At 63.9% G+C, this 19,906-nt stretch carries 21 protein-coding genes and 4 tRNA genes; 12 read left to right on the top strand and 13 right to left on the bottom strand.

The genetic code is table 11. The annotated features are described in order from the left end of the window. Nucleotides 1–18: 18 nt before the first annotated feature. On the bottom strand, nucleotides 19–633 hold the full coding sequence (locus KXR83_RS07930; protein WP_437424355.1) for a TetR/AcrR family transcriptional regulator: 615 nt from the start codon (nucleotides 631–633) through the stop codon (nucleotides 19–21). A 110-nt stretch (nucleotides 634–743) separates the two neighbouring features. Here KXR83_RS07930 and KXR83_RS07925 point away from each other — a divergent pair, with 110 nt between their 5' ends. Further along, entirely contained in the window at nucleotides 744–1,742 is a 999-nt protein-coding gene (locus KXR83_RS07925; protein ID WP_437424354.1) for an oxygenase MpaB family protein, read from the top strand. An 87-nt stretch (nucleotides 1,743–1,829) separates the two neighbouring features. Here KXR83_RS07925 and KXR83_RS07920 read toward each other — a convergent pair whose 3' ends face one another. Together KXR83_RS07920 and KXR83_RS07915 are read right to left on the bottom strand one after the other, a co-directional pair. Further along, nucleotides 1,830–1,988 carry a hypothetical protein gene (locus tag KXR83_RS07920; RefSeq protein WP_157366784.1) on the bottom strand — a complete coding sequence of 53 codons (159 nt, stop codon included), beginning with the start codon at nucleotides 1,986–1,988 and terminating at the stop codon, nucleotides 1,830–1,832. A 64-nt stretch (nucleotides 1,989–2,052) separates the two neighbouring features. Further along, nucleotides 2,053–2,128, bottom strand: a tRNA-Lys gene (locus tag KXR83_RS07915). A gap of 253 nt (nucleotides 2,129–2,381) precedes the next feature. On the opposite strand from KXR83_RS07915, the gene KXR83_RS07910 reads away from it, so the two are divergent. The 3 genes from KXR83_RS07910 (at nucleotide 2,382) to KXR83_RS07900 (ending at nucleotide 2,701) form a co-directional block, all read left to right on the top strand. Beyond that, nucleotides 2,382–2,454: transfer RNA gene (locus tag KXR83_RS07910), tRNA-Glu, on the top strand. A gap of 31 nt (nucleotides 2,455–2,485) precedes the next feature. Then, nucleotides 2,486–2,559 (top strand) — tRNA-Asp (locus KXR83_RS07905). A 68-nt stretch (nucleotides 2,560–2,627) separates the two neighbouring features. Next, nucleotides 2,628–2,701, top strand: a tRNA-Phe gene (locus KXR83_RS07900). An 89-nt stretch (nucleotides 2,702–2,790) separates the two neighbouring features. On the opposite strand, the gene KXR83_RS07895 is transcribed toward KXR83_RS07900, so the two are convergent. Both KXR83_RS07895 and KXR83_RS07890 read right to left on the bottom strand, forming a co-directional pair. Further along, nucleotides 2,791–4,083 carry a sensor domain-containing phosphodiesterase gene (locus KXR83_RS07895; protein WP_437424353.1) on the bottom strand — a complete coding sequence of 431 codons (1,293 nt, stop codon included), beginning with the start codon at nucleotides 4,081–4,083 and terminating at the stop codon, nucleotides 2,791–2,793. A 147-nt stretch (nucleotides 4,084–4,230) separates the two neighbouring features. Continuing rightward, a complete protein-coding gene (locus KXR83_RS07890) occupies nucleotides 4,231–4,443 on the bottom strand; it encodes an ANTAR domain-containing protein (protein ID WP_437424352.1) in 213 nt (70 codons plus the stop codon). Between the two features lie 177 nt (nucleotides 4,444–4,620). Here KXR83_RS07890 and KXR83_RS07885 point away from each other — a divergent pair, with 177 nt between their 5' ends. Beyond that, nucleotides 4,621–4,788 carry a hypothetical protein gene (locus KXR83_RS07885; protein ID WP_437424351.1) on the top strand — a complete coding sequence of 56 codons (168 nt, stop codon included), beginning with the start codon at nucleotides 4,621–4,623 and terminating at the stop codon, nucleotides 4,786–4,788. A gap of 191 nt (nucleotides 4,789–4,979) precedes the next feature. Beyond that, nucleotides 4,980–5,819, top strand: coding sequence for an ATP-grasp fold amidoligase family protein (locus KXR83_RS07880; protein ID WP_437424350.1), 840 nt, complete (start codon nucleotides 4,980–4,982; stop codon nucleotides 5,817–5,819). 27 nt (nucleotides 5,820–5,846) lie between these two features. On the opposite strand, the gene KXR83_RS07875 is transcribed toward KXR83_RS07880, so the two are convergent. After that, nucleotides 5,847–7,121 (bottom strand): sensor domain-containing phosphodiesterase, encoded by a 1,275-nt coding sequence (locus tag KXR83_RS07875; protein WP_437424349.1) that lies wholly within the window; start codon nucleotides 7,119–7,121, stop codon nucleotides 5,847–5,849. 116 nt (nucleotides 7,122–7,237) lie between these two features. Then, nucleotides 7,238–8,860, bottom strand: coding sequence for a D-alanyl-D-alanine carboxypeptidase/D-alanyl-D-alanine endopeptidase (dacB, locus tag KXR83_RS07870; RefSeq protein WP_437424348.1), 1,623 nt, complete (start codon nucleotides 8,858–8,860; stop codon nucleotides 7,238–7,240). A gap of 202 nt (nucleotides 8,861–9,062) precedes the next feature. Here dacB and KXR83_RS07865 point away from each other — a divergent pair, with 202 nt between their 5' ends. The 3 genes from KXR83_RS07865 to KXR83_RS07855 all read left to right on the top strand — a co-directional run bounded on the left by KXR83_RS07865 (nucleotide 9,063) and on the right by KXR83_RS07855 (nucleotide 12,837). Further along, a complete protein-coding gene (locus KXR83_RS07865; RefSeq protein WP_437424347.1) occupies nucleotides 9,063–10,706 on the top strand; it encodes a serine hydrolase in 1,644 nt (547 codons plus the stop codon). A 68-nt stretch (nucleotides 10,707–10,774) separates the two neighbouring features. After that, nucleotides 10,775–12,103: a serine hydrolase domain-containing protein gene (locus KXR83_RS07860; protein ID WP_437424346.1), complete on the top strand. Its 1,329-nt coding sequence runs from the start codon at nucleotides 10,775–10,777 to the stop codon at nucleotides 12,101–12,103. A gap of 92 nt (nucleotides 12,104–12,195) precedes the next feature. Further along, entirely contained in the window at nucleotides 12,196–12,837 is a 642-nt protein-coding gene (locus KXR83_RS07855) for a PadR family transcriptional regulator (protein WP_437424345.1), read from the top strand. Nucleotides 12,838–12,850: 13 nt separating this feature from the next. Here KXR83_RS07855 and KXR83_RS07850 read toward each other — a convergent pair whose 3' ends face one another. From KXR83_RS07850 to KXR83_RS07840, 3 genes are all read right to left on the bottom strand, one after another. Continuing rightward, complete coding sequence (locus tag KXR83_RS07850) at nucleotides 12,851–14,335, bottom strand: protein adenylyltransferase SelO (protein ID WP_437424344.1); 1,485 nt, start codon at nucleotides 14,333–14,335, stop codon at nucleotides 12,851–12,853. Between the two features lie 85 nt (nucleotides 14,336–14,420). Next, entirely contained in the window at nucleotides 14,421–14,672 is a 252-nt protein-coding gene (locus KXR83_RS07845; protein WP_437424343.1) for a DUF6480 family protein, read from the bottom strand. A gap of 65 nt (nucleotides 14,673–14,737) precedes the next feature. Further along, a complete protein-coding gene (locus KXR83_RS07840; protein ID WP_437424342.1) occupies nucleotides 14,738–15,127 on the bottom strand; it encodes a DUF5313 domain-containing protein in 390 nt (129 codons plus the stop codon). 285 nt (nucleotides 15,128–15,412) lie between these two features. On the opposite strand from KXR83_RS07840, the gene KXR83_RS07835 reads away from it, so the two are divergent. The 3 genes from KXR83_RS07835 to KXR83_RS07825 all read left to right on the top strand — a co-directional run bounded on the left by KXR83_RS07835 (nucleotide 15,413) and on the right by KXR83_RS07825 (nucleotide 16,508). Next, complete coding sequence (locus tag KXR83_RS07835) at nucleotides 15,413–15,871, top strand: MarR family winged helix-turn-helix transcriptional regulator (RefSeq protein ID WP_437424341.1); 459 nt, start codon at nucleotides 15,413–15,415, stop codon at nucleotides 15,869–15,871. A 170-nt stretch (nucleotides 15,872–16,041) separates the two neighbouring features. After that, complete coding sequence (locus KXR83_RS07830) at nucleotides 16,042–16,272, top strand: DUF3263 domain-containing protein (RefSeq protein WP_437424340.1); 231 nt, start codon at nucleotides 16,042–16,044, stop codon at nucleotides 16,270–16,272. A gap of 20 nt (nucleotides 16,273–16,292) precedes the next feature. After that, nucleotides 16,293–16,508, top strand: coding sequence for a hypothetical protein (locus KXR83_RS07825; RefSeq protein ID WP_023957184.1), 216 nt, complete (start codon nucleotides 16,293–16,295; stop codon nucleotides 16,506–16,508). On the opposite strand, the gene KXR83_RS07820 is transcribed toward KXR83_RS07825, so the two are convergent. The 3 genes from KXR83_RS07820 to KXR83_RS07810 form a co-directional block, all read right to left on the bottom strand. Continuing rightward, nucleotides 16,505–18,031, bottom strand: coding sequence for an MFS transporter (locus KXR83_RS07820; RefSeq protein ID WP_437424339.1), 1,527 nt, complete (start codon nucleotides 18,029–18,031; stop codon nucleotides 16,505–16,507). The genes KXR83_RS07825 and KXR83_RS07820 overlap by 4 nt on opposite strands. A gap of 122 nt (nucleotides 18,032–18,153) precedes the next feature. Beyond that, nucleotides 18,154–18,843 carry an enoyl-CoA hydratase/isomerase family protein gene (locus KXR83_RS07815; protein WP_437424338.1) on the bottom strand — a complete coding sequence of 230 codons (690 nt, stop codon included), beginning with the start codon at nucleotides 18,841–18,843 and terminating at the stop codon, nucleotides 18,154–18,156. Nucleotides 18,844–18,849: 6 nt separating this feature from the next. Further along, nucleotides 18,850–19,752, bottom strand: a complete 903-nt coding sequence (locus tag KXR83_RS07810; RefSeq protein ID WP_437424337.1) for a cyclopropane mycolic acid synthase family methyltransferase — start codon at nucleotides 19,750–19,752, stop codon at nucleotides 18,850–18,852. Nucleotides 19,753–19,906 lie beyond the last annotated feature (154 nt).

The following is a 19,906-nucleotide window of genomic DNA, read 5'->3' as shown; positions in this document are numbered from 1 at the left end:
GTGTGACCGACGAAACATCTACTTTTCTGCCGGCGCCGAGCGCATCACCAGACGAAACGCGTGTTCCACCACCGCGTCGAGGTCGTCTCCGAGATGTCCCGCGAGCCAGTCCTGGGCGAGTTCGGCCATCGCGCCGGTGTACATCGCCGCGCCGACCCGGGTGGCCACGGGATCTGAATCAGGGAACACCTGACCGCTTTCGGTCAGCACCAGTTCGCGCAGAACATCCTGTGCCACAGCGCGTCTCGACGCCAGAACGGGATTCGCCCGTGCGTCGGTGAACAGCACCCGGCCGCGGCGTGGGTCTTCGGAGCTGAAGCCGAGGACCGCCCGGATGCCGGCACGCGTGCGGTCCGGGACCGAATCGCCGGCGTCGGCCATCGCCTGTTCGACCGTCGTGGCCAGCCCGGCGGCGACCCGGTCGTACACAGCGCCGAGCAATTCGTCGGTGTCGGCGAAGCTCTCGTAGAAGTAGCGGGTGTTCAACTCGCATTCGCGGCAGACCGAACGGACCGAGAGTGCTGACTCGCCGCCCGACCCGAACAGTGCGAACCCGGCGTCGACGAGCAGTGTGCGGCGTTCGGCGCGACGATCGGTCAGCGGAACGCCGGCCCATCGGGTGGGGGTCGACATTGGCAAAGCGTACGTCCAGGTCCAGTCGAATCAAAGAGAAGTCTGGTCACGACCGTAACCAAACTCTATTGTGGAGACACACGTCGCCAAACCGAGAGTGAAACGACCCCATGCTTGCTCTACTGCCGCACCAAGTAGCCGGCCAATGGCTCAACCAGCGTTTCGACAAGGACATCCGCAGCAAGTACTTCCGGGGCGTGGAGTTCGCCGGTCCAGCAGGTGATCCGGGCTGGTTCGGCCCGGACAGTGCCACCTGGCATGTGCACTCGCATACGCCGGTGTTGATCTTCGGCCTGCAGTGCGCCTCATACCTCGAACGGCTTGATCCCAGCATCTTCTGGATGGGCATGCACCACTCGCGGCTGGTCCAGAAGGATGCTCGCGGTGAACCCACCGGACAACTGGATCCCGCCGGGCTCGCGGTACGGCTCGGGCATTCGGTCGCATTCTTCATCGGCACCGCATACGGGTCCACGGCGACCGCCGAGCGTCTGGCCAAGACCGTGCGGTCGATGCACCACACCATCAAAGGTGTTCGGCCGGATGGTCTCTCGTACGATGCAGACGACCCGGAGTGGTTGCGTTGGAACTACGCGACGGTGGTGTGGGGGATTGCCACCGCACACGAGATCTACCACCCGAAGCCGCTGCGCGGGGCGGACCTGGATGAGTACTACCGCGAGTTCGTCCGGGTGGGGCACGCCCTGGGCGGTACGGATCTGCCGACCACCAAGGCCGAGACGCTCGACTGCCTGAAGTCGTATCTGCCGCGATTGGCGATGACACACGGGAACGCGGTGGCCACCGGCGTCAACCTCGTCGACCCTGTCCCAGCGGCGGTCGATTGGGCCATCCGTGACACGATGCCGACCTGGGCGGCCCAACTGGTGATGTATCGCCCGCCCAATTCCCTCGAGCGCGCTGCTCGCCGAACCGCGGTCTGGAGTTCGCTCAATGGTCTACATCTGGCGATGGGAACCGCACCCGAGTTCGAAGAAGCCAAGGCGCGGGTGGCCGGTGGCACCACGTCAGCGCACACCCTCCCGACGTATCGGTTGGGGGCTGATGAGGTCCGCGATCGCGAGGCCATCGAAGCGAGTTTTGTCTGACATCGCGTCGTGGCGGCCCGCATGACTCGTCTGTCGGCGGCGGGCATTGCCCGGGCGTCGGGGTGGACACCCGGACCCGCCTCGATGTCAGCTGCCGTTGGCGTAGAGCGCCAAGATGGGGCCGATGAACGCGAGCAAAGCGGTGAGGGCGAGTTCAGAGGACGACATGAAGTTCCTTTCGGCGATGTTCGAACTGATCTGATCGCCGATGCGCACTCTGCTCGGCGACCGCGATGACAATCGCATCCGGGCCGCCGTTTTGTCTGCGAAACAAACTGTCTTTCGTGCAGCAAATATCGGGTTCACAATGTGGTGCCCCCTCTCGGGCTCGAACCGAGGACCTGCGGATTAAAAGTCCGTAGCTCTACCAACTGAGCTAAAGGGGCGTGCCCATTTCAGGGCGCAACGAAGTTTACAAGACGACGGCGCGGGGTCGTGTAGTCGGGGCACGCGGTCGGTCGGTGTGGTGCCGCACGCGTTTGATCATCACGCACGTGTTTGAACACGGGCGTGGTGATCAGAACGGTGCGTCGTCGACACGGGGTGCCAAACTGCTCAAATAATGCGGGCTGACCTGCTGATTTGGGATTTTCTGCGCCGGTGTCCTAAGCTGATTCAGCTCCCTTACGGAGAACACCGGCCCCCTTCGTCTAGCGGCCTAGGACGCCGCCCTTTCAAGGCGGTAGCGCGGGTTCGAATCCCGTAGGGGGTACGCGAGCCAGATGACACTGGCAAGCATGCAAGGCCCTGTGGCGCAGTTGGTTAGCGCGCCGCCCTGTCACGGCGGAGGTCGCGGGTTCGAGTCCCGTCAGGGTCGCTTTACATCTCCGGCTCGCCGGAGATCGCAACACCAAGTTCGATTGGCATTCGGTTCGGGTGCCGTCCGGCCAGGTAGCTCAGTTGGTACGAGCGTCCGCCTGAAAAGCGGAAGGTCGTCGGTTCGATCCCGACTCTGGCCACCGTCATCGCAGTCCACGAAGTCCGATCCTCTCCGAGGGTCGGACTTTTTGCATTCTGAATGGAGCTCAGTCCTACCTGACCGGCCTGCCTATGACCGCGCACTTGAGAGCATCGGGAAAGCCTCGGCGGGCTGCGCGGCGGACCAGTGATAGCCCTGCCCGTAGCGGGCCCCGACGATGCGTGCCTGGTGTGCCTGTTCAGCTGTCTCGATGCCCTCGATGACCAGGAATTGGCCGAGCTCGGCGGTGAGTGCGGTCAAGGCGCGGGCGATCGCACGTCCGGTCGGCGTGTGTAGCGACGATCCGACGGTACGGTCGGCCTTGAGGCCGTTGACGCCGATCGCGAGCAGGTGTTCGGCAGGTAGCCACGGGCCGCCGATGTCGTCGAAGACGACGATGTAGCCGCGATCCCGGAGATCGTCTATGACGTGGGCATCGATGAGCGCCGTGGTGGGTACGGCAACGGATTCGGTGATCTCGAGGGTGACCGACGCAGGGGCCACGCCGGCCGCTGTAATCACCTTGTCGATCCGGTCGGCGCAGTCGGGGCGATAGAAGTGGTGGGCGGAGAAGTTGACGGCGAGCCCGATGTGGTCGGCGTCGATGCGTTCGCTGCGCCACCGCTGCAGGTCGGCGACCGCCCGGGCCAGCATGGTCAGGTCGAATTCGATGATGAGATCGGTGTTCTCGACCAGCGGGATGAATGAGTCGGCGGCCAGCACCCCGCGTTCGGGGTGCACCCATCGCGCGAGTGCTTCGACGGCCGTCAGCTCACCGGTCTGCAGGTCGACGATCGGCATGTACCACGGCACGATCTGGCCGTTGTCTATCGCAGCGGACACCTCGCCGATGCCGAGTTCGTCGTCGGCGTGGCCGCGGGGCGCCCTGGCGCCGATGGCTATGCGACTGTTCTGCGACCGAGCCGCGTCGAGGGCTTCACCCGCCAGGACCGCGCAATGTTGCAGCGCAACCAGATCGAATTCTTGCGCTGAATGAGGCTCTGTGTCGAGGACGCACAGAGTGGCCACCGGCAGGTCTTCGCGACCGAGCAGGGGGATGCCCGCGTATGCGCGAAACCCCGCGCGGCGCAACGGTTCTGCGACGTCTTCATCTGCGCCCGGACTGGCGGAGTCGAGAATGACCACCGGCGCACCCCGTGTTATCACCCCGGCGCACGCGGACATGCCCCGTGGTACAACGATTCCGGTGTCGAAGCCGTGGGCGGCCACGGTGTATTGATGCGTCCCGTCGACCACGTTGATCAAAGCGGTCGGACACCCGGTCACCTGCGCGGCGAGGGCGAGCACCGAAGTCAGTCCGCGAGAAGGTGTGATCCGCGTGTAGTGCGACGCCGACTGCGCGCGCCGGTCGTCTTCGGCCATCACCACACTCCTCGGGTTGGATGCCAACTCAACCACCCCCGCCGGATTCCTGCGCGGGCAACCTGCCCGGACCCAGATGCGGGACAACTTGTCTCGCATCTGTTGGGGCGATCGCCGCTGTGGTTTCGACAGGTCGAAACTCTCGTGTCAGTTGTATTCGGGCCGCAGCGGTCTCGGGTGGGTGTCGATCAATACCGACGCGGCATCGAACAACGACACCCTGGACACGGTTGCGACCTGTGTCAGTCGCCGCGCTGCATCGATGCGTCTGAGCTTGCACCGCTGCATCAGCATCCCGACGGCGATTGCGATGACGTGTCGCTCGCTGAGTACTCCATTGAGCTCACTGCTGGTGCCCATGTGGGGTTCCCTTGTTCGCTGCGACACCGAAGGGGGGTGTCTGCCGTAGAACCCCATTGTGCGCTTCTGGCTGCGCAGAAGGCGAACCACGACCGTTTGACCGTCGCGTGCTGACCGTAAAGATCACTATGACCATTGTCTGTTCGGGCGAATTCTCGGTACGACATACTTCCCCGGGTGTGGTGGTGGATCGGCGTCGGAGCCGTCGTCTGGGTGGTCGTGTCGATCGGTGTCGCAATCGTTGTTGCGCGCGTGATCAGCCATGCCGACCTCGAGGACGAAGCCGAGGCCCTGCGGCGCACCGACCGACACCGCGGGCTTCGCGATGTGTTCCGCCGCCGCTGACCCGGCAGGACGACGTGTGTAGCTTCTATCCCGATGAAGATGTATCTGCACCCGCCGGAGCGGCTGGGTTACGGGCAGTCGCGCGACGCCGGTGAGAGTGGTCGGCCGTGCGCTTCGTGGCCGTCTGAGGCTCGGGTATGAGACACGCGCGGTGGCGCGAACGCAGCAGACTCATCCGATGGTGGCGGCTCATGCAGACACGGAACCCAGAGACGTTCACCGAGAAAGTTCGATACAAGATGCTGCGAGACCATCGCAGCCTCGTGGTGACGTTTGCTGACAAGGTCGCGGTACGAGACCTCGTCGGGACCACCGTGGGCACGGGATATCTACCGGCGGTGTACGCAATCATGGACGACCCGGAGCGGCTTCGCACCGTGGCCCTGCCGCGACAGTATGTGGTCAAGCCGTCCCACGGGAGCGGGGCTGTCGTGGTGGTGTCCGACACAGCCGATCCAGGTGCCCGTCTGCCCGGTGTAGAGGGATGCTGGTCTTACATCCATGTCCGCCCCGAGCACGCGGACCGTGGCCAATTGACGGCGATTGCGCGCTACTGGTTACAACAGTTGTACGGGCAGGGCCCCAACCGGGAGTGGGCGTACGGCCATGTCCCTCGGCGGATCCTTGTCGAAGAACTCCTGACCAACGACGCTGGCGACGTGCCCGACGACTACAAGTTCTTCGTCTTTCATGGCAGGTGCGAGTTCATTCAGGTCGACACCGGCCGGTTCGGCAAGAGAACCCAGAACTTCTACCAAAGGCCCTGGACCCTCCTGCCATTGAGTGGGGGTCCTCCGCTCGCGGAGTATCCCCAACCGGCCCCGGCGTGCCTGGACGAGATGATCATCGTGTCCGAGAAGTTGGCCGCCACCACCGATTTCGTCCGGGTCGACCTGTATGTCGTCGACGGGAGAGTGGTGTTCGGCGAGATGACGAACTACCCCGCCGGTGGGGAAAGCCCTTTTCGCCCCGAGTCGTTCGACCGAGAATTCGGTCGAACGTGGCGGGTGCCGAAGGCGTACGTCGATTGATTGAGTTTCGCTGAGACTCTGTCGGTCTCAGGAAACACTCTGTGAGGGATACACATTGCGATGGTGTATCCGTCGCATGAGAGCGCGGGCAGCGGTGGTCACAGTGGACCGGTCGTGGGTGAGTGTGTACTCGTACCGTCGGTCGGGGTCGTCAGGAGGGTCGCCGAGGTCACGGGCGATGAGCGCACCGAAGTAATGCGGGCCCGTGACCGTGATCGTCCACTCGCTGACCAGGTTGTCGTCCCTGTTGAGGGGGACCCCGACCACCCCGGCTGCCGGATGGGTCGGCATGTCGACTCCGAAAGCCGCCACATAAGCATTGGGATGTGTGGCTGCGAGAGTGGAAAATCGTTCTGCGACAACGGGTCCGAAACTCGCGGCGTCTTGGAAGGTGGCCAGGACCGTGACCGGGGCCCGCAGTGTCGAGGCCATGTCCTCGAGGTGGCGGGACAGCGTGATGAGCAGGCTCTTGCGGCCGATGCGCGGACTGATCGTCTTCAGTGCCTCCGACGGTGGGCTCAGCGACGCGTTGTGCACGGCAGTATGCGGGAGCATCCTGTTCGACACAGGTGGAAAGACCTCGGGCAGGGGTGCGGGGTATCCGAGCAGCCAGCCTTGGCCGTGTGTCGCGCCGAGCGCCAGAGCTTGTTCGAGGTCGGCCTGGGTTTCGATTCCCTCCGCGATCAGCTCCGTGGCGGGGGTGGCTTCGACGTACGCGGCGATGGCGGCCAGGGTCGCAGTGTGGACTGGGGTGGGGCGACGAGTCCGGGTCAGTGGGCCATCGATCTTGATGATCTCCGGTGCAACAAAATCCAGCATGGTGAGGCAGTCCGGGTTGGAGCCGACGTCGTCGAGAGCCACCCCCCATCCCAATGCCCTGGCTTCGTCGGCGATTTCCAGAACCCGACCGGGGTCAACCAGCAGCGCGCGCTCGGTGATCTCGATGACCACGCGGCCGGGTCTTGCGTCACCTTCCGGAGCGAACATGTCGGCGGTGAGCGAGAGGCTCGACGATGTGTCGGCTTCGACGTTGATGAAGAGGGTGTACGAGCGGGGTAGTCCCGCCTCGCGCGCTCCGTGCAACGCGGCCTGCTGCGCGGCACGATCCAGGGTGGCGAGTGTGCCGTCGTCTCGCGCTGAACCGAACACTTCGCCCGGGCTGAGATCTGGTCGGCTCGGCCACCGTGCGAGTGCCTCGTACCCGGTTGTCTCCCCGGTGCGCAGGTCGACGATCGGCTGGTAGAGGCAGGCGATGGGAACCGTGGCAATGCCTGACGGTGGGTCATCACTTCGGTCCATCATGGGCACGTTTCTCCGCTGTCAGCAGGCCTGCCGAACTGTCGTGAGAAGCCTAGTTGACGATCTCGCGGGTAGTGGGGCGTGCGTGTGCGGGCCGCGGTGAGATGGGGTCCTGCGCATCACTTGCTCAGGGCCTGCTGGAATGCAGCCGCGACCATACCCACGTCGTCACCCACCTGGAAGATCCCACGGGGCAGATCCGGGAACACCGCGTTGCTGACCCCGACGACAAAGAGCAGTCGACGGCCGTCAGCGACTTCGAGATAGCCCGACAGGCCCTGGATCGTCATCACCAACCGTCCCGTGACGGGCTCGGCGTCGGCGGAGGTTCCCGTCTTACCGACTACCTTTCCTTTGGCGGGACTGTCGACCCCCACTCCGCTGAGGGAGCCGCGCTCACCCAGGATGGGTTGTCCGGCCCAGAAGGTGTCGGCCCACGGCTGCTTGTCCACCCACTTGAACCACTTCGTGATCGCGGTGGGTGTGGCCGACGACGGATCGCTGCCTTGCCCGTCGACGATGACGAACTCGGACGGCGAGATGCCGGCCTCGGTGGTGAGTTCCCGGATCGCGGGCAGACCGTCTGAACACTCCTGAGACCCTGCCTCGACCGCCAGCAGGCAGAGGAAGTCGTTCGCGCCCGTGTTGTAACTGGTGGCCAGGATCATCGAGCCCATCTCCTGGAGCGGTACGGATTCGAGCTTTGCCAGACGCAGATCGTCTCGGTAGCTGTCCTTTGCCGGGAGTGCGGCCTGTTCATTCACCTTGGCAGTCGACGAGACCGTTACGCCCTTGCGCTGCAAGGCTTCGATGAACAGCTGACGCGCCCAGGTCGGCGCGTCGGTGATGCGGAACACCGTCAGAGTTGACTTGCCGGCGGGCACCGAACCGGTCACCCGGATGAGGGTGGGATCAAGCTCGTCCGCGCTGACCGTCATGGTGGAGTCGCTGTCCGCAGCACCGGTGGTGACTTGCGAGTCGAGTCTGAAAAGCCCGTTGCCAGGCAGCATTCCGACTGTCGCCGGCTGTCCGGGTTGCCCTGGGGTGGCTTGGATGTCGACCAGGTTGTCGTTGACGTAGATCGACGGGACCACCCCTTCGACCGTTGTGTAGCGCTCCCACAACCGTGGGTCGACGAGTACGTCACCGTCGATGCGGGTGACCCCGGATGCGACAACCTGGGCGGCGAGGTCATCGAGTCCGGCGAGCGGATCGCCGGGTGCCAGTACCGCACCCGGGATGGCATCGGCGTACACGTGGTCGATGCCGTCGGTGGCGAAGTCGAACCTGCCGTCGGGTGCATTGCGCCCGCCGAGCGCCAGGTCGCCGGAGCCCACCAGGACGAGGTCCCCATTGAGCGTTCCACCCACAGGAGGTGCCGTTGCGTAGACAGGAGTCGTCAGCCGCCGGTCGACGCCGAGATCCTGGTAAACCGTCCCAACGGTGAAATGCTTTGTCTGCGAGGCCATGAACATGAACTCGTCGGCCAGGTTGCTGTAGACAACCTCGTCGGTCTCCGGGTCCACCACGAGATATGACCACCGCGCAGCCTTGTACGGTTCGGTCTCCATGATCGCCGTCGCGGCGGTGGGCAGCGCCTGACCTTGCCCTCCGGGCGACTTCTTGTCGGATTCCGACGAGTCGCCCGAGCACGCCGCGGCGAAGAGCAGTCCACCGACGGCGAATGCAGCCAACGTCGTCTTTGCGCGATACGTCTTGGTTCGGTGTTCGACTGATGGCATGGTGGCGCACCACTTCCTGGGTCCGACTCGACGCCCACTCCAGCGTGGGACAAGTAATTACTGCAAATTACACCGTGCAAGTTGCATTTGATGGAAGTATGGTCGATACATTGGCTCGAAGCGTCCACCTCGGGGTGGATCGGCGCGTGCCATATCGGTTTGACGGGCCGCCGCGGCGGGCCGCCTTGTGATGGAGCAATGAATGACCAGTCGGTCGGCCTTTCTCGCTCAGCCTGTGCAGCGGGCGAGCTCCTTCCTCACCTGTGCGCTGGTTCTGGGAGTGGCGACCACACTGGTTCTGTCCGGGTGCAGTTCGACTTCGGGGGACTCGTCCGGCGCACCCGCAGAGGCGCCGACAAATCTCTCGGCAGCACAGATCGATCGGGCAGCGGTGGATTCGGCGACAGATCAGATCGACGGGTTCGTCGACGACATGATGTCTCGCACGGGTGCACCGGGTATCGCGGTGGCGGTCGTCTACAAGGACGAGGTGGTCTACGCCAAGGGTTTCGGTGTTCGCAAGGTGGGCGAACCCGAACCGGTGGACACCAGCACGATGTTTCAGCTCGCCTCGGTGTCAAAGCCCTTGGCGTCCAGCGTGATCGCCACGCTGGTCGGCGACGGCAAGATCTCCTGGAATGAGCCGGTGAAACGGTACGAGCCAGGATTTGTGGTCGCAGACCCGTATGTCACGGAGAACGCCACCTTCACCGATCTGCTCTCCCATCGATCGGGTCTTCCCGACCATGGCGGCGACCTGCTCGAAGACCTCGGCTACGGATATGAGGAGATAGTGTCGCGGCTCGGTCAGCTTCCACTCGATCGTTTCCGGGACAACTACGCCTACTCGAACTATGGCTTCTCCGTCGCCGGGGTTGCTGCTGCCAAATCCGAGAACACGACGTGGGCCGAATTGTCGGAGCAGACGATCTACGAACCGTTGGGGATGTCGAACACGACATCGAGTACCGATGAATGGCTGAACGCTCCGAACCACGCGTACAACCACGTGCTCACCGATCCCGCAACCAACACGTGGGAGGCGACGTACGTCAGCAATCCGGAAGCGCAATCACCGGCGGGCGGCGCGAGTTCGTCGGTCGACGACATGGCCGCCTGGATTCGCATGGAGCTCGCCGATGGGATGTTCGACGGTCGTCAGATCGTGGATCCCGAAGCGCTGCAGTACACCCACCAGGCCCACGCGTTCTCCCGTCCGGCGACCGAACCAGGTGCACGGGAGAGCTTTTACGGTACCGGCTTCTCGATCAACACCGATGATCGAGGCCGCGTGCAGGTTGCTCACGCCGGCGCGTTCGCGTTGGGCGCCAGCACCGATGTCGAGTTGTTGCCGAGTGAAGATCTCGGAATCGTGGTGCTCGCCAACACCGCGCCCATCGGCGTCTCGGAGACGATCTCCGCCCAGTTCATGGACTATGCGAAGAACGGCAAGCTGACTGTCGACTGGGTGCCGTACGTATCGGGTCAGTTCAAACAGCTCGTCGAACATGGTCGGTCCGAGACCGATTACGCGAGTCCGCCGGCGGGTGCTGCGCCGGCCCAGGCGATCTCGGCCTACACGGGCAGGTTCGTCAGCCCCTTCTACGGGGCGGCCCACGTTGTGGTCGAGGGTGCGGATCTCGTACTGAAGCTCGGTAGAGATCAACAGCTGACCTACCCGCTCACGCACTACGACGGGGACACCTACTGGTTCGAGACGTCGGGGGAGAACGCAGTCGGACCCACGGGTGTCCGGTTCACCACTGCCAACGGCACCGCCACGTCGTTCACCGTCGAGTATCTCGATGCCCATGATCTCGGCACCTTCACGAAGGTCCCAGCATGACCGACGAGCGCCCTATCAAGAGTTTGTGCAGCCCGACCGAACACGATCGCCACACCAGGGGAGAAAACATGTCATCACCGTCCTCATCTACCCGCGTAGGTCGGCGGCACCGGAACCGTAAGGCTGCGGCCGTCGCCGTGATGCTGACAGCGGCTCTTGTCGCGACCGCATGCTCGTCGGACTCGAGTAGTTCGTCGACGTCGTCATCGACCAGCGCCGCGCCGGGTGGTGCGCTGCTGCCTCTCGACCCCGCCGCGATGGACAAGCTGGTCGACGAGATGGCGACCGAGTTCCGCGAGATCGGCATGATGGTGTTGGTCCGGACACCCGAGGGCGACTACACGAAGTCGTGGGGCACCCTCGGAATCGGCTCCACCGAGCCCCCGACCCCAGATACCAAGGTGCGCATCGGTTCCAATACCAAGACGTGGACCGGTACGGCCATCATGCAGATGGTCCAAGAGGGCAAGATCTCCGTGGACGACCCGGTCAGCAAGTACCGGCCCGATGTCCCCAACGGGCAGAACATCACGATCGGGCAGCTACTCGACATGCGCAGCGGGCTCTACAACTACACGGCCACGCTGGAGTTGAACACGGCACTGGACACAGAGCCCCAAAAGGTCTGGACGCCAGAACAATTGCTGGCTCTGGCGTTCGCCAACCCGCCTTTGGCGCCGCCCGGTGCCGAGTACAACTACAGCAACACCAACACGGTTCTCCTAGGTCTCATCGCCGAGCAACTCGACGGGAAGCCCCTCGGCCAGATCTTCCAGGACCGCTTCTTCAGCAAGCTGGGGATGACGGGTACCTCATTCCCTGCCAACACCGATACCTCCATCCCGGCGACCTACGTGAACGGCTATTCGTACAGCGGGAACGTCGAGACGTTGGGTGAGGGCAAGGAGTCGCTCTCGCCGGAGAAGCTGGCGGCCATCGAGTCCGGCACCGTCACCCCACGGACCACAACCAACGACAATCCGTCGTGGACATGGGCTGCAGGGCAAGGCATTTCGACCGCCAACGACCTGGCCACCTGGGTCAAGGCGATCGGCAAGGGAGATCTGCTCGACGAGAAGACCCAGAAACTGCGGACGGACAGCGTGCAACCGACTGATCCCGACGACCCATCGGGGAGTAGCTACGGCTACGGGATCGCCATGATGGGACCGATGTACGGACACATCGGCGAGATGCCCGGCTACAACTCCTTCATGGGCTACGACCCGGTGAACGACGTCACCGTTGTGGTGTGGGGCAATCTTGCTCCGACCGCCGAAGGGTTCCCGCCTGCGGCGATGGTCGCCAAGTCTCTGGTACCCCTGATATACGCCGGCCCGGCCACCGACACCGGCGAACACATCGACGATGCGGCGGAGGATACAAGCGGCGGCTAGCAACAGGCGTCGCGGCGGCGCCGGCGAAGCGTCTCGGTAGGATCGGCTCTCGCGGTCGTATCGAAATACGGTGCTTCGCGGGAAGGAGATCAGTGGCCCAGGGCGACCTCAACACGACGTCGTATGTGATCTTGGGGATACTGACGGCCAAGGACAGGTCGGCCTACGAAATCGCTGAGCAGGTAGGACGAGGGGTCTCCGCGCTGTGGCCTCGTGCGGACAGGCAGCGCTACAACGCACCGAAGCGACTCCTCGAACGCGGCCTGGTCACTGCGCGAACCGAGCCAGCGGGTAAGCGCCGCAATCGGACGATCTACTCGATCACGCCTCAGGGGCGTGCCGCCCTCACCGAATGGCTGGCCACCCAGTCACAGCCGCCCGCGTTGGTCTTCGAGGGGATGATCCGCGTGTGCTTCGCAGAACAAGGGTCGATCGAGGATCTGCGGGCGAACCTGCGCAACATGCGTGATCAGGCCGAGGCGGCCCGGAACCTGTTCATCTCCAACGCCGAACGGATGTTGGAACCGGATCGGGGTTCACATCCTGAACGCCGTCATCTGCTGACCTTGGCCAACCGCTTCATGGTCGGGCACTACGCCCACATCATCGAGTGGTCGGACTGGGCGTTGTCCGAGACCGATTCATGGCCCGACACCGTCAGTCCGGCCGATACGTCGCGCGGCCGTACCGAGGAGATCCTCAAAGCCGTGGTGCGTCAGGGCAGGGAAGGGTGAATGGCGCCTGTCCTCACGTGCCGCAGAACGTTTGAAAGTTCTCGCTGAACACCAGCGGGGCGGGCCCGCTGTATTCAGACCACTCGTCGCGTCGCTCGAACGGATGCGTGACCACCTTCAGCAACGTCTCGAAGGGACCGAGATCGCCGTCTGTGGCAGCGCGCAACGCGGCGTCGAGGTGATGATTACGCGGAATGTAGATCGGGTTCACGCGGTCCATCGCATCTGCGGCTTCCGGCAGCGCCACTCCCGCGTCCGCCAGCGCGCCGCGCCATCGTTGTAGCCACGAATCGGCGCGCTCACGAGACAACAGATTGCCCAGAGCTGCCGAGTCGCCGCGGAGTTCGTCGGCGAGGGCGCGGAAGGTGCTCGTCCAATCGACGCCGTCGTCGGCCAACAGAGTGAGGAGGTCGTCGATCAGTTCTTGTTCGACACCCGCGTCGGCGAGGCCGAGTTTTGCCGCCATACCCGCCGAGTAGTAACTCGCGTAGCGCGTATCAAAAGTGTTCAGCACTTCGGTCACCGCGGCAATGGCGGCGTCGGGTTCCGAGTCGATCAGTGTCAGCAGGGTTTCTGCGAGGCGAGCCAGGTTCCACTTCAACACCGCAGGTTGGTTGCCGAACGCATATCGGCCGCCGCGGTCGATGGAGCTGAAGACCGCGTTCGGGTCGAATGCGTCGAGGAAGGCGCAGGGGCCGTAGTCGATGGTCTCGCCCGAGATCGTCGTGTTGTCCGTGTTCATCACGCCGTGCACAAAGCCTGCGAGCATCCACTGCGCAACCAGTGAGGCCTGCGCATCCACCACCGCATCGAAAAAGGCCAGGTATCGACTGTCTGGACCGTGCGCGGGCAGATCTGTCACTGCCGGGTAATGGCGGGCGATCGCGTAGTCGGCGAGTGGCTGCAGGATCTCGCCCTGTCGAACCGCGAACTCGAAGGTGCCCACGCGCACGTGGCTGGACGCAACCCGCGCGAGCACGGCTCCCGGCTCGAGCCCGTTTCGGCGAACGGCTTGTCCGGTGGCGACCACCGACAGCGAGCGGGTCGTGGGGATTCCGAGGGCGTGCATGGCCTCGCTGACGAGGTATTCGCGCAGCATCGGCCCGACCACCGCGAAGCCGTCGCCGCCGCGGGAGAACGGGGTACGTCCGGAACCCTTGAGGTGCAGGTCGATACGGCGACCCTCATCGGTTTTCAGTTCGCCGAGGAGCAGCGCCCGGCCGTCGCCGAGCATCGGGGTGTACCCCCCGAACTGGTGGCCGGCGTACGCCATCGCGACGGGCTTTGCCCCTGGAGGCGCTGAGGTCCCGGACAGGATGGCGACTCCTTCGGTGCTGCGGAGCATTTCGACATCCAGATGCAGCGACGCGGCGAGTTGTTCGTTCAGCACGAGCAGGGAGGGGGCGGGGGAGGGAGCGCCCTGCCATGGAACGGTCAGTGCGGTCAGTTCGTCGGCGAAAGTGCTCTCGAGACCGAATGTCTCTGCCCGTGTGGCCATTGGGGACTCCTCAAATCTCAGCCATCACTCGTGGTCCGCGACCGCAAGTGGTGGGACGCCGTTTGCTTCTTGTGGAACGCCGACATCAGAACAGGCCTACGACGCGAGCGATGAGACCGATCGCGATGATGAGCACGATGAATGAAATCACGCCGATGGCGATGATCGGTCCGGTGCGGCCACGCTGAGGCGGTTCATGATTCGGGCCGCCGACACCCGTTTCGGCCGGCGGGGTGTCACCGGGAGTGACGCTGCCCCCGGCTTCGAGCCCCGCAGTGTTGGTCGGTTCGGGGTTCTGTGGTTCGTACTTGGAGTCGTCAGGAGCGTCAACAGGCATGGCGACCGAGTACCCCGATCGCCGATTGTGAACCAGCGGGCTGTAATGGTTCGAGGTCCAGTGCCCTACTTGCCCCGGTATTTCTGTTCGTACGCTTCGTAGAGATGGGCGTCGCGCTTACGGGCGATCGCGTTGACAAGGTCGGGATCCAACCCGTGCTGGGCCAGCCGATGGCGGCGGTACACGCGGTTCAGGGCGATCGAGAACATGACGTACGGCAAGAAGATGGGAACCGTCATGTTCAGGCGGACGTAGATCGACGCGTGCACGAAGAACATCGGCGCGAGCAGGAGGATGCAGGGGATCGCCCAGCGAATGATCATCCGCCGGGTGGCGCCGGGGCCGGCCTGGTCGTTGGCCACCCACTCACTCATGCTGTCGGGCAATTTGGCTCCGTAGCAGTACTTCACGTACTGGAAGAAGGCCGGTCGATCTGCCTCGGATGTCACGCTCACTCCACTCCTACGGTCTCCGGCGTCGCCAGGTGGGCGGGGCCGGTCTGTGAGTTCGATCGGGCTGAACCGGACTCTCCACTGGTGCGCACGGATTACATCGTGCACTATCTAATAGCACGCTACGCCGGCGGTGGGGCGGGAGCCAGTCATGATGATAGAGGTCACAACGTCGAGCCGTGAGTAAATAAGACGCGATTGAATCGCGCACTATGCAGTAGATTGGGTGACAATCCGGGTCACCAGCCGCTGGAAGCGGTACTGCCTGTTCGATCGAGGAAGAGTTCCGTGAGCACAATTTCGAAGCAAGACGAAGGCCATGTTGATCCCCTGGCTCTCGAACGGCAGGTCTGTTTCGCGCTGGCCGTCGCCAACCGCTCGGTACTGGCTGTCTACCGGCCGTTGCTCGAACCGCTCAACCTGACCCACCCGCAATACCTCGTGATGCTCGCACTGTGGGAGCAGTCGCCACGCTCGGTCAAGGAGATCGGCAGCGCCCTGCAGCTCGACTCGGCCACGCTCTCGCCGCTTCTGAAAAGGCTGGAGACAACCGGGTACCTGACCCGCCGCCGCGATCCGGCAGACGAGCGATTGGCCGTCATCGACCTCACCGCACAGGGTCTCCGGGTCCGCGAGAAAGCACTTCTCATTCCCGATGCGGTCGTCGAGGCTCTCGGCGTCGACCTGGACACACTCGAGCGGCTGCATTCGGTACTGACGACTGTGAACGCCGCCGCACGGCGCTGAGCGGATGTCGACGTCAAGGGGACCGCTTGTGGCTGCCGACACTCGGTGAATCAAGCGCTCCCGGTGGGCAGTTCGCCGAACATTCACGCACTGTTCGTCTGACGTTCGCCGCCACATCGGAATCCTTTGTCCATGTCACGAATTCCGTGCTCGCGGTACAGACTTGCGGTATGACATCACGTATCGCGCCCGCCGATCATGCGCGTTTGGTTGAGTTCGCAGAGCAGTGGTACCCGTTCGGGGGAGGCTCGGCCGAGGACATCTTTGTCGAGTTCGGCCTCACCCCGGAGGCATACTTCGAACGGTTGTCCGATGCGCTCGACGACGGTATCGCCGGTTTGTCCCCCGAGGTGCACGAGGCCCTTCGAAGGATTTGCAATCAGCGACTGCGTAGCGCTTAGGATCTACGACCATGCCGTCAGTGTCCGATAGCGTCAGTCCCAGCGAAGAGCAAGCGCGGTACTTCGCAGACCAGCTCGAGCGGTGGGCGGACCAACTCGAGGCCGAGCTGTCGGGCCGGGCGGCGGTGCCGGTGGCCGTGCAGCACGCCAAGCGCCGCGAGTTGTACGACGTCCAGCGCCAGATCAAAGCCCTGCGAGATCGATTCCCGAATGCCTTCGAACCCAGGCGGCGCTAGCTGCGATTGCTGGTCAGCGGAGGGCTGGGCGACCCGGCAGGCGGCGAGGGGTCGTGCATCCGGTCGACCTGCTCCAGACTGATCCCCGTCGTCTCGACCCGGAATCTCCATGTGATCAGGGCGCCGAGCAGTGACGTGCCCGCCAGGATCAGGACGATGACGGCCGTGCCCCACTCTTCGAGAAGGATCGGAAAGAGGAAGGCGGTGAGGACAGCGCCCACCTTTGCCACCGAGGCCGCCATGCCGGCGCCGGTACCCCGCAGGTGGGTCGGGAACACCTCGCCTGCCAACAGGTAAGTCATCGAGTTCGGGCCCAGGTTGGTCATCAGGTTGAACAACATGAAGCCGGCGAAGACCAGGACGATCTGCAGGGTTCCCGTCATGACCGTCGACAGAGCCGCGATGACGAGACCGACTGCGCAGCCCAGGAACCCGAAGACCTGCAGTCGGATTCGGCCGAACCTGTCCACCAGGATGACAGCGAGGACGATGCCGATCAGCAGGAAGGCGTCGATCATCACGGCACCCTCGGCGCCCTGGAGGTCGTTGTCGACGACGGCGGTGACGGTTGACTCGTTCGCGGTGGCCGTGCCCACAGTCGCGGCGATGACGGTAGGTGTGAAGATACCGATGCCGTAGGTGCCGAGGTCTTGGAGAAACCAGGGAACACTCGCGAGAATGGTCGACCGTCGCCATGGTGCGCGCAGCAACATTCCGACGCCGGAGCCAGACGGTGCTGCAGTGGCCGGGTCGCTGCGGTCCAATGTCACTGTGGTGGGATACACCGGCTCCCGGGCAAGCAGGCGCTGGAGCTCGGCTTCGGCCTCGTCGACCCGCCCGATGTGGAGCAGCCAGTGGGGGCTCTGCACGATGAACACACGCCCGATCATCACCAGCAGTGATGGGATGATCACGACGGCGAACATCCACCGCCAGTCGGACAGCTCGTCTCGATTTCCGAGGATGAGCACGCCGACCAGAGTGCCCGCCAGGGCTCCGACGGCTTGGAAACCGAACGCCGCCAACACCCCTCGGCCGCGCACGCTGGTCGGCATCGTCTCCGAGATCATGGTGTGGGCGGTGGGGTAGTCGCAGCCAAGCGCCAGCCCCATACCGATCAGGCATACGACGAGGCTGCCGTACCCGGGGCTGACGGTGACACCCACCAGGAAAATCGTGAACAGCGCCATCTCAGCGAGGAACATCTGGCGGCGTCCCCATCGGTCGGACAGACCGCCGAGCGCGCTCGCGCCGATCATGATGCCGAGCAGCGGTGCGGCCGTTGTCAATCCGGCCTGGGCGGAGGTGAGGTCGAACTCGGCGGTGATCAGCGGCAGCGCCACGCCGACCATGAAGACGATCATTCCCTCGAAGAACTTGCCTGCCGACGCCAACAGCCAGATGCGCTTCTGCATCGACGTCATCGCCCCGGCGGTGGCCGGTGTGCCGTCTCGCCAGGCCGGCACCTCGTCGATGTACTGCTGCACCGTTGTCGGGCGGCCGTCCCGATCAGTTGTTGTCATCGGCTCTCGCCACCGCCCGCCCCTGTATTCGGCTACCCAGACGGAGGCACCCTACAACCTTCTGGTGAACCCGGGTTGTCCTGCACAAGAACGTAATCGGCAGCGAGCACCGCTTGTCACCCCTACTGGTTGTATCCGCTGACCGGCTGTTTCAGTGCTTCGAACACCTCTGGATGCAGACCACGCTTGATGTCACCGAGTACCTCCGACCGGGTGTTCGCGTTGGAGCGAGCCCACTCGACCGCGGCGGTCAGCACGTCGGCCTCCTCCGCGACCTCGTCGACCAACCCCAACCGAAGTGCCTCTTCTCCGCCGTATCGCCGACCTGTCATGAGTGCCTCATGTCCGGCACGTGCAGGCAGACGCGCAGCGGTCAGCGCCAGCACCCCGGGTGCATAGGCTGCACCCAGGGTGATGCCGGGAAAGCAGAGATAACCGCGGTCGGCCCGCATCACCGAATGGTCGTGGGCGATGGCGAGGAATGCACCCGCGCCGAAAGCGTGACCTTGCATCGCCGCCACCGTCGGCATCGGAAACTCCAGGAGGCGCGCGAGCAGAGCCTGGATCTCACTCAGGCACCAGTCGATCTGGGCCGGATTCTGCGCGCCCCAGCTCAAATCTGCGCCGGTGGAGTAGTACTTGCCGTGGCCGGTTGTGACAAGGGCGCGCGGCCCGGCCTCGGCTTCCACCTCGTCGAGCAGAGCATGAACGGTCTTGAGCCAGTCCGGATTGAAACGGTTCTGAGGATCGGGGGAGTCGTGCCCGCCGAAATGCAGGACCGACACCTCGCCGTCTTTGTCCAAGTAGGGCACTGTCCCTCAGCCCTGTGAGAACTTCGCGGGAAGTGGCCGGGCGGTCGGCTTGGCAAGACTGAACTGCATGATGTCGATGTACCCCTTGCGGAAGTAGTCGGCACAACCGGTCAAGTACTTCACGTAGGTGTTGTAGGTGTCTTCCGAGGCGACCTCGATCGCCTCGTCGCGCCGCTTCTGCAACGCTTCCGCCCAGCAATCGAGCGTGCGGGCGTAGTGGAACTGCAGCGGATGTATGCGCTCGACGTTGAAGCCGGCTCCGTGCGCGCCGTCCACCACCCATTGTGGTTCGGGCAGTTGGCCTCCCGGGAAGATCTCGAGCTGGATGAACTTCCCGAACTCCATGATCTCCCGGGTGATCGGCAGGCCCTTGTCCCGGACCTGGTGACGGTTGAAGCCGACGATCGTGTGCAACAGCATCCGGCCGTCGTCGGGCAGGAGCGTGGTGCAGCGGTCGAAGAATGCGTCATAGCGTTCGCGCCGGAAGTGCTCGAATGCGCCGATCGACACGATCCGGTCGACCGGTTGGTCAAAATCCTCCCAGCCCTGCAATCGCACCTCTGCACTTCGATTGGTGGCAGACCGGTTCTCCAGCAATTCGCTGGCATAACGGTGCTGATTGCGGCTGAGGGTGAGTCCGATGACGTTCACGTCGTACTTCTCTACAGCGTGGAGCAGGGTCGATCCCCACCCGCAGCCGACGTCGAGCAGTGTCATACCCGGCTCCAGGTCGCATTTGCCCAGTGCCAGATCGATTTTGGCGATCTCTGCTTCCTCGAGTGTCATGTCGTCGCGCTCGAAATACGCGCAGCTGTATGTGCGGGTGGGGTCGAGGAACAACGCGAAGAACTCGTCGGACAGGTCGTAGTGGGACTGCACGTCATCGTAGAACGGCGTCAATTCGGTCATCGAAGGCATTCCTTCCATGCCTGCGACGAATGCCGCCCACACGGGTTTGGTTTGGTTTCGATTCACCAGCGCGGGGCACGAACATCGGCGCAGACAGATTCCGGTGTCTGGCGGCGACCCGCGTTCTTGGAGCCGGTGTGACCGCAGTCACTTT

Source organism: Williamsia muralis (assembly GCF_051487485.1).
In the GTDB taxonomy this organism is placed as follows: Bacteria; Actinomycetota; Actinomycetes; order Mycobacteriales; family Mycobacteriaceae; genus Williamsia; species Williamsia muralis_B.
Note: the sequence above shows the minus strand (reverse complement) of the source record. Positions and strands in the feature narration are given on the sequence as shown.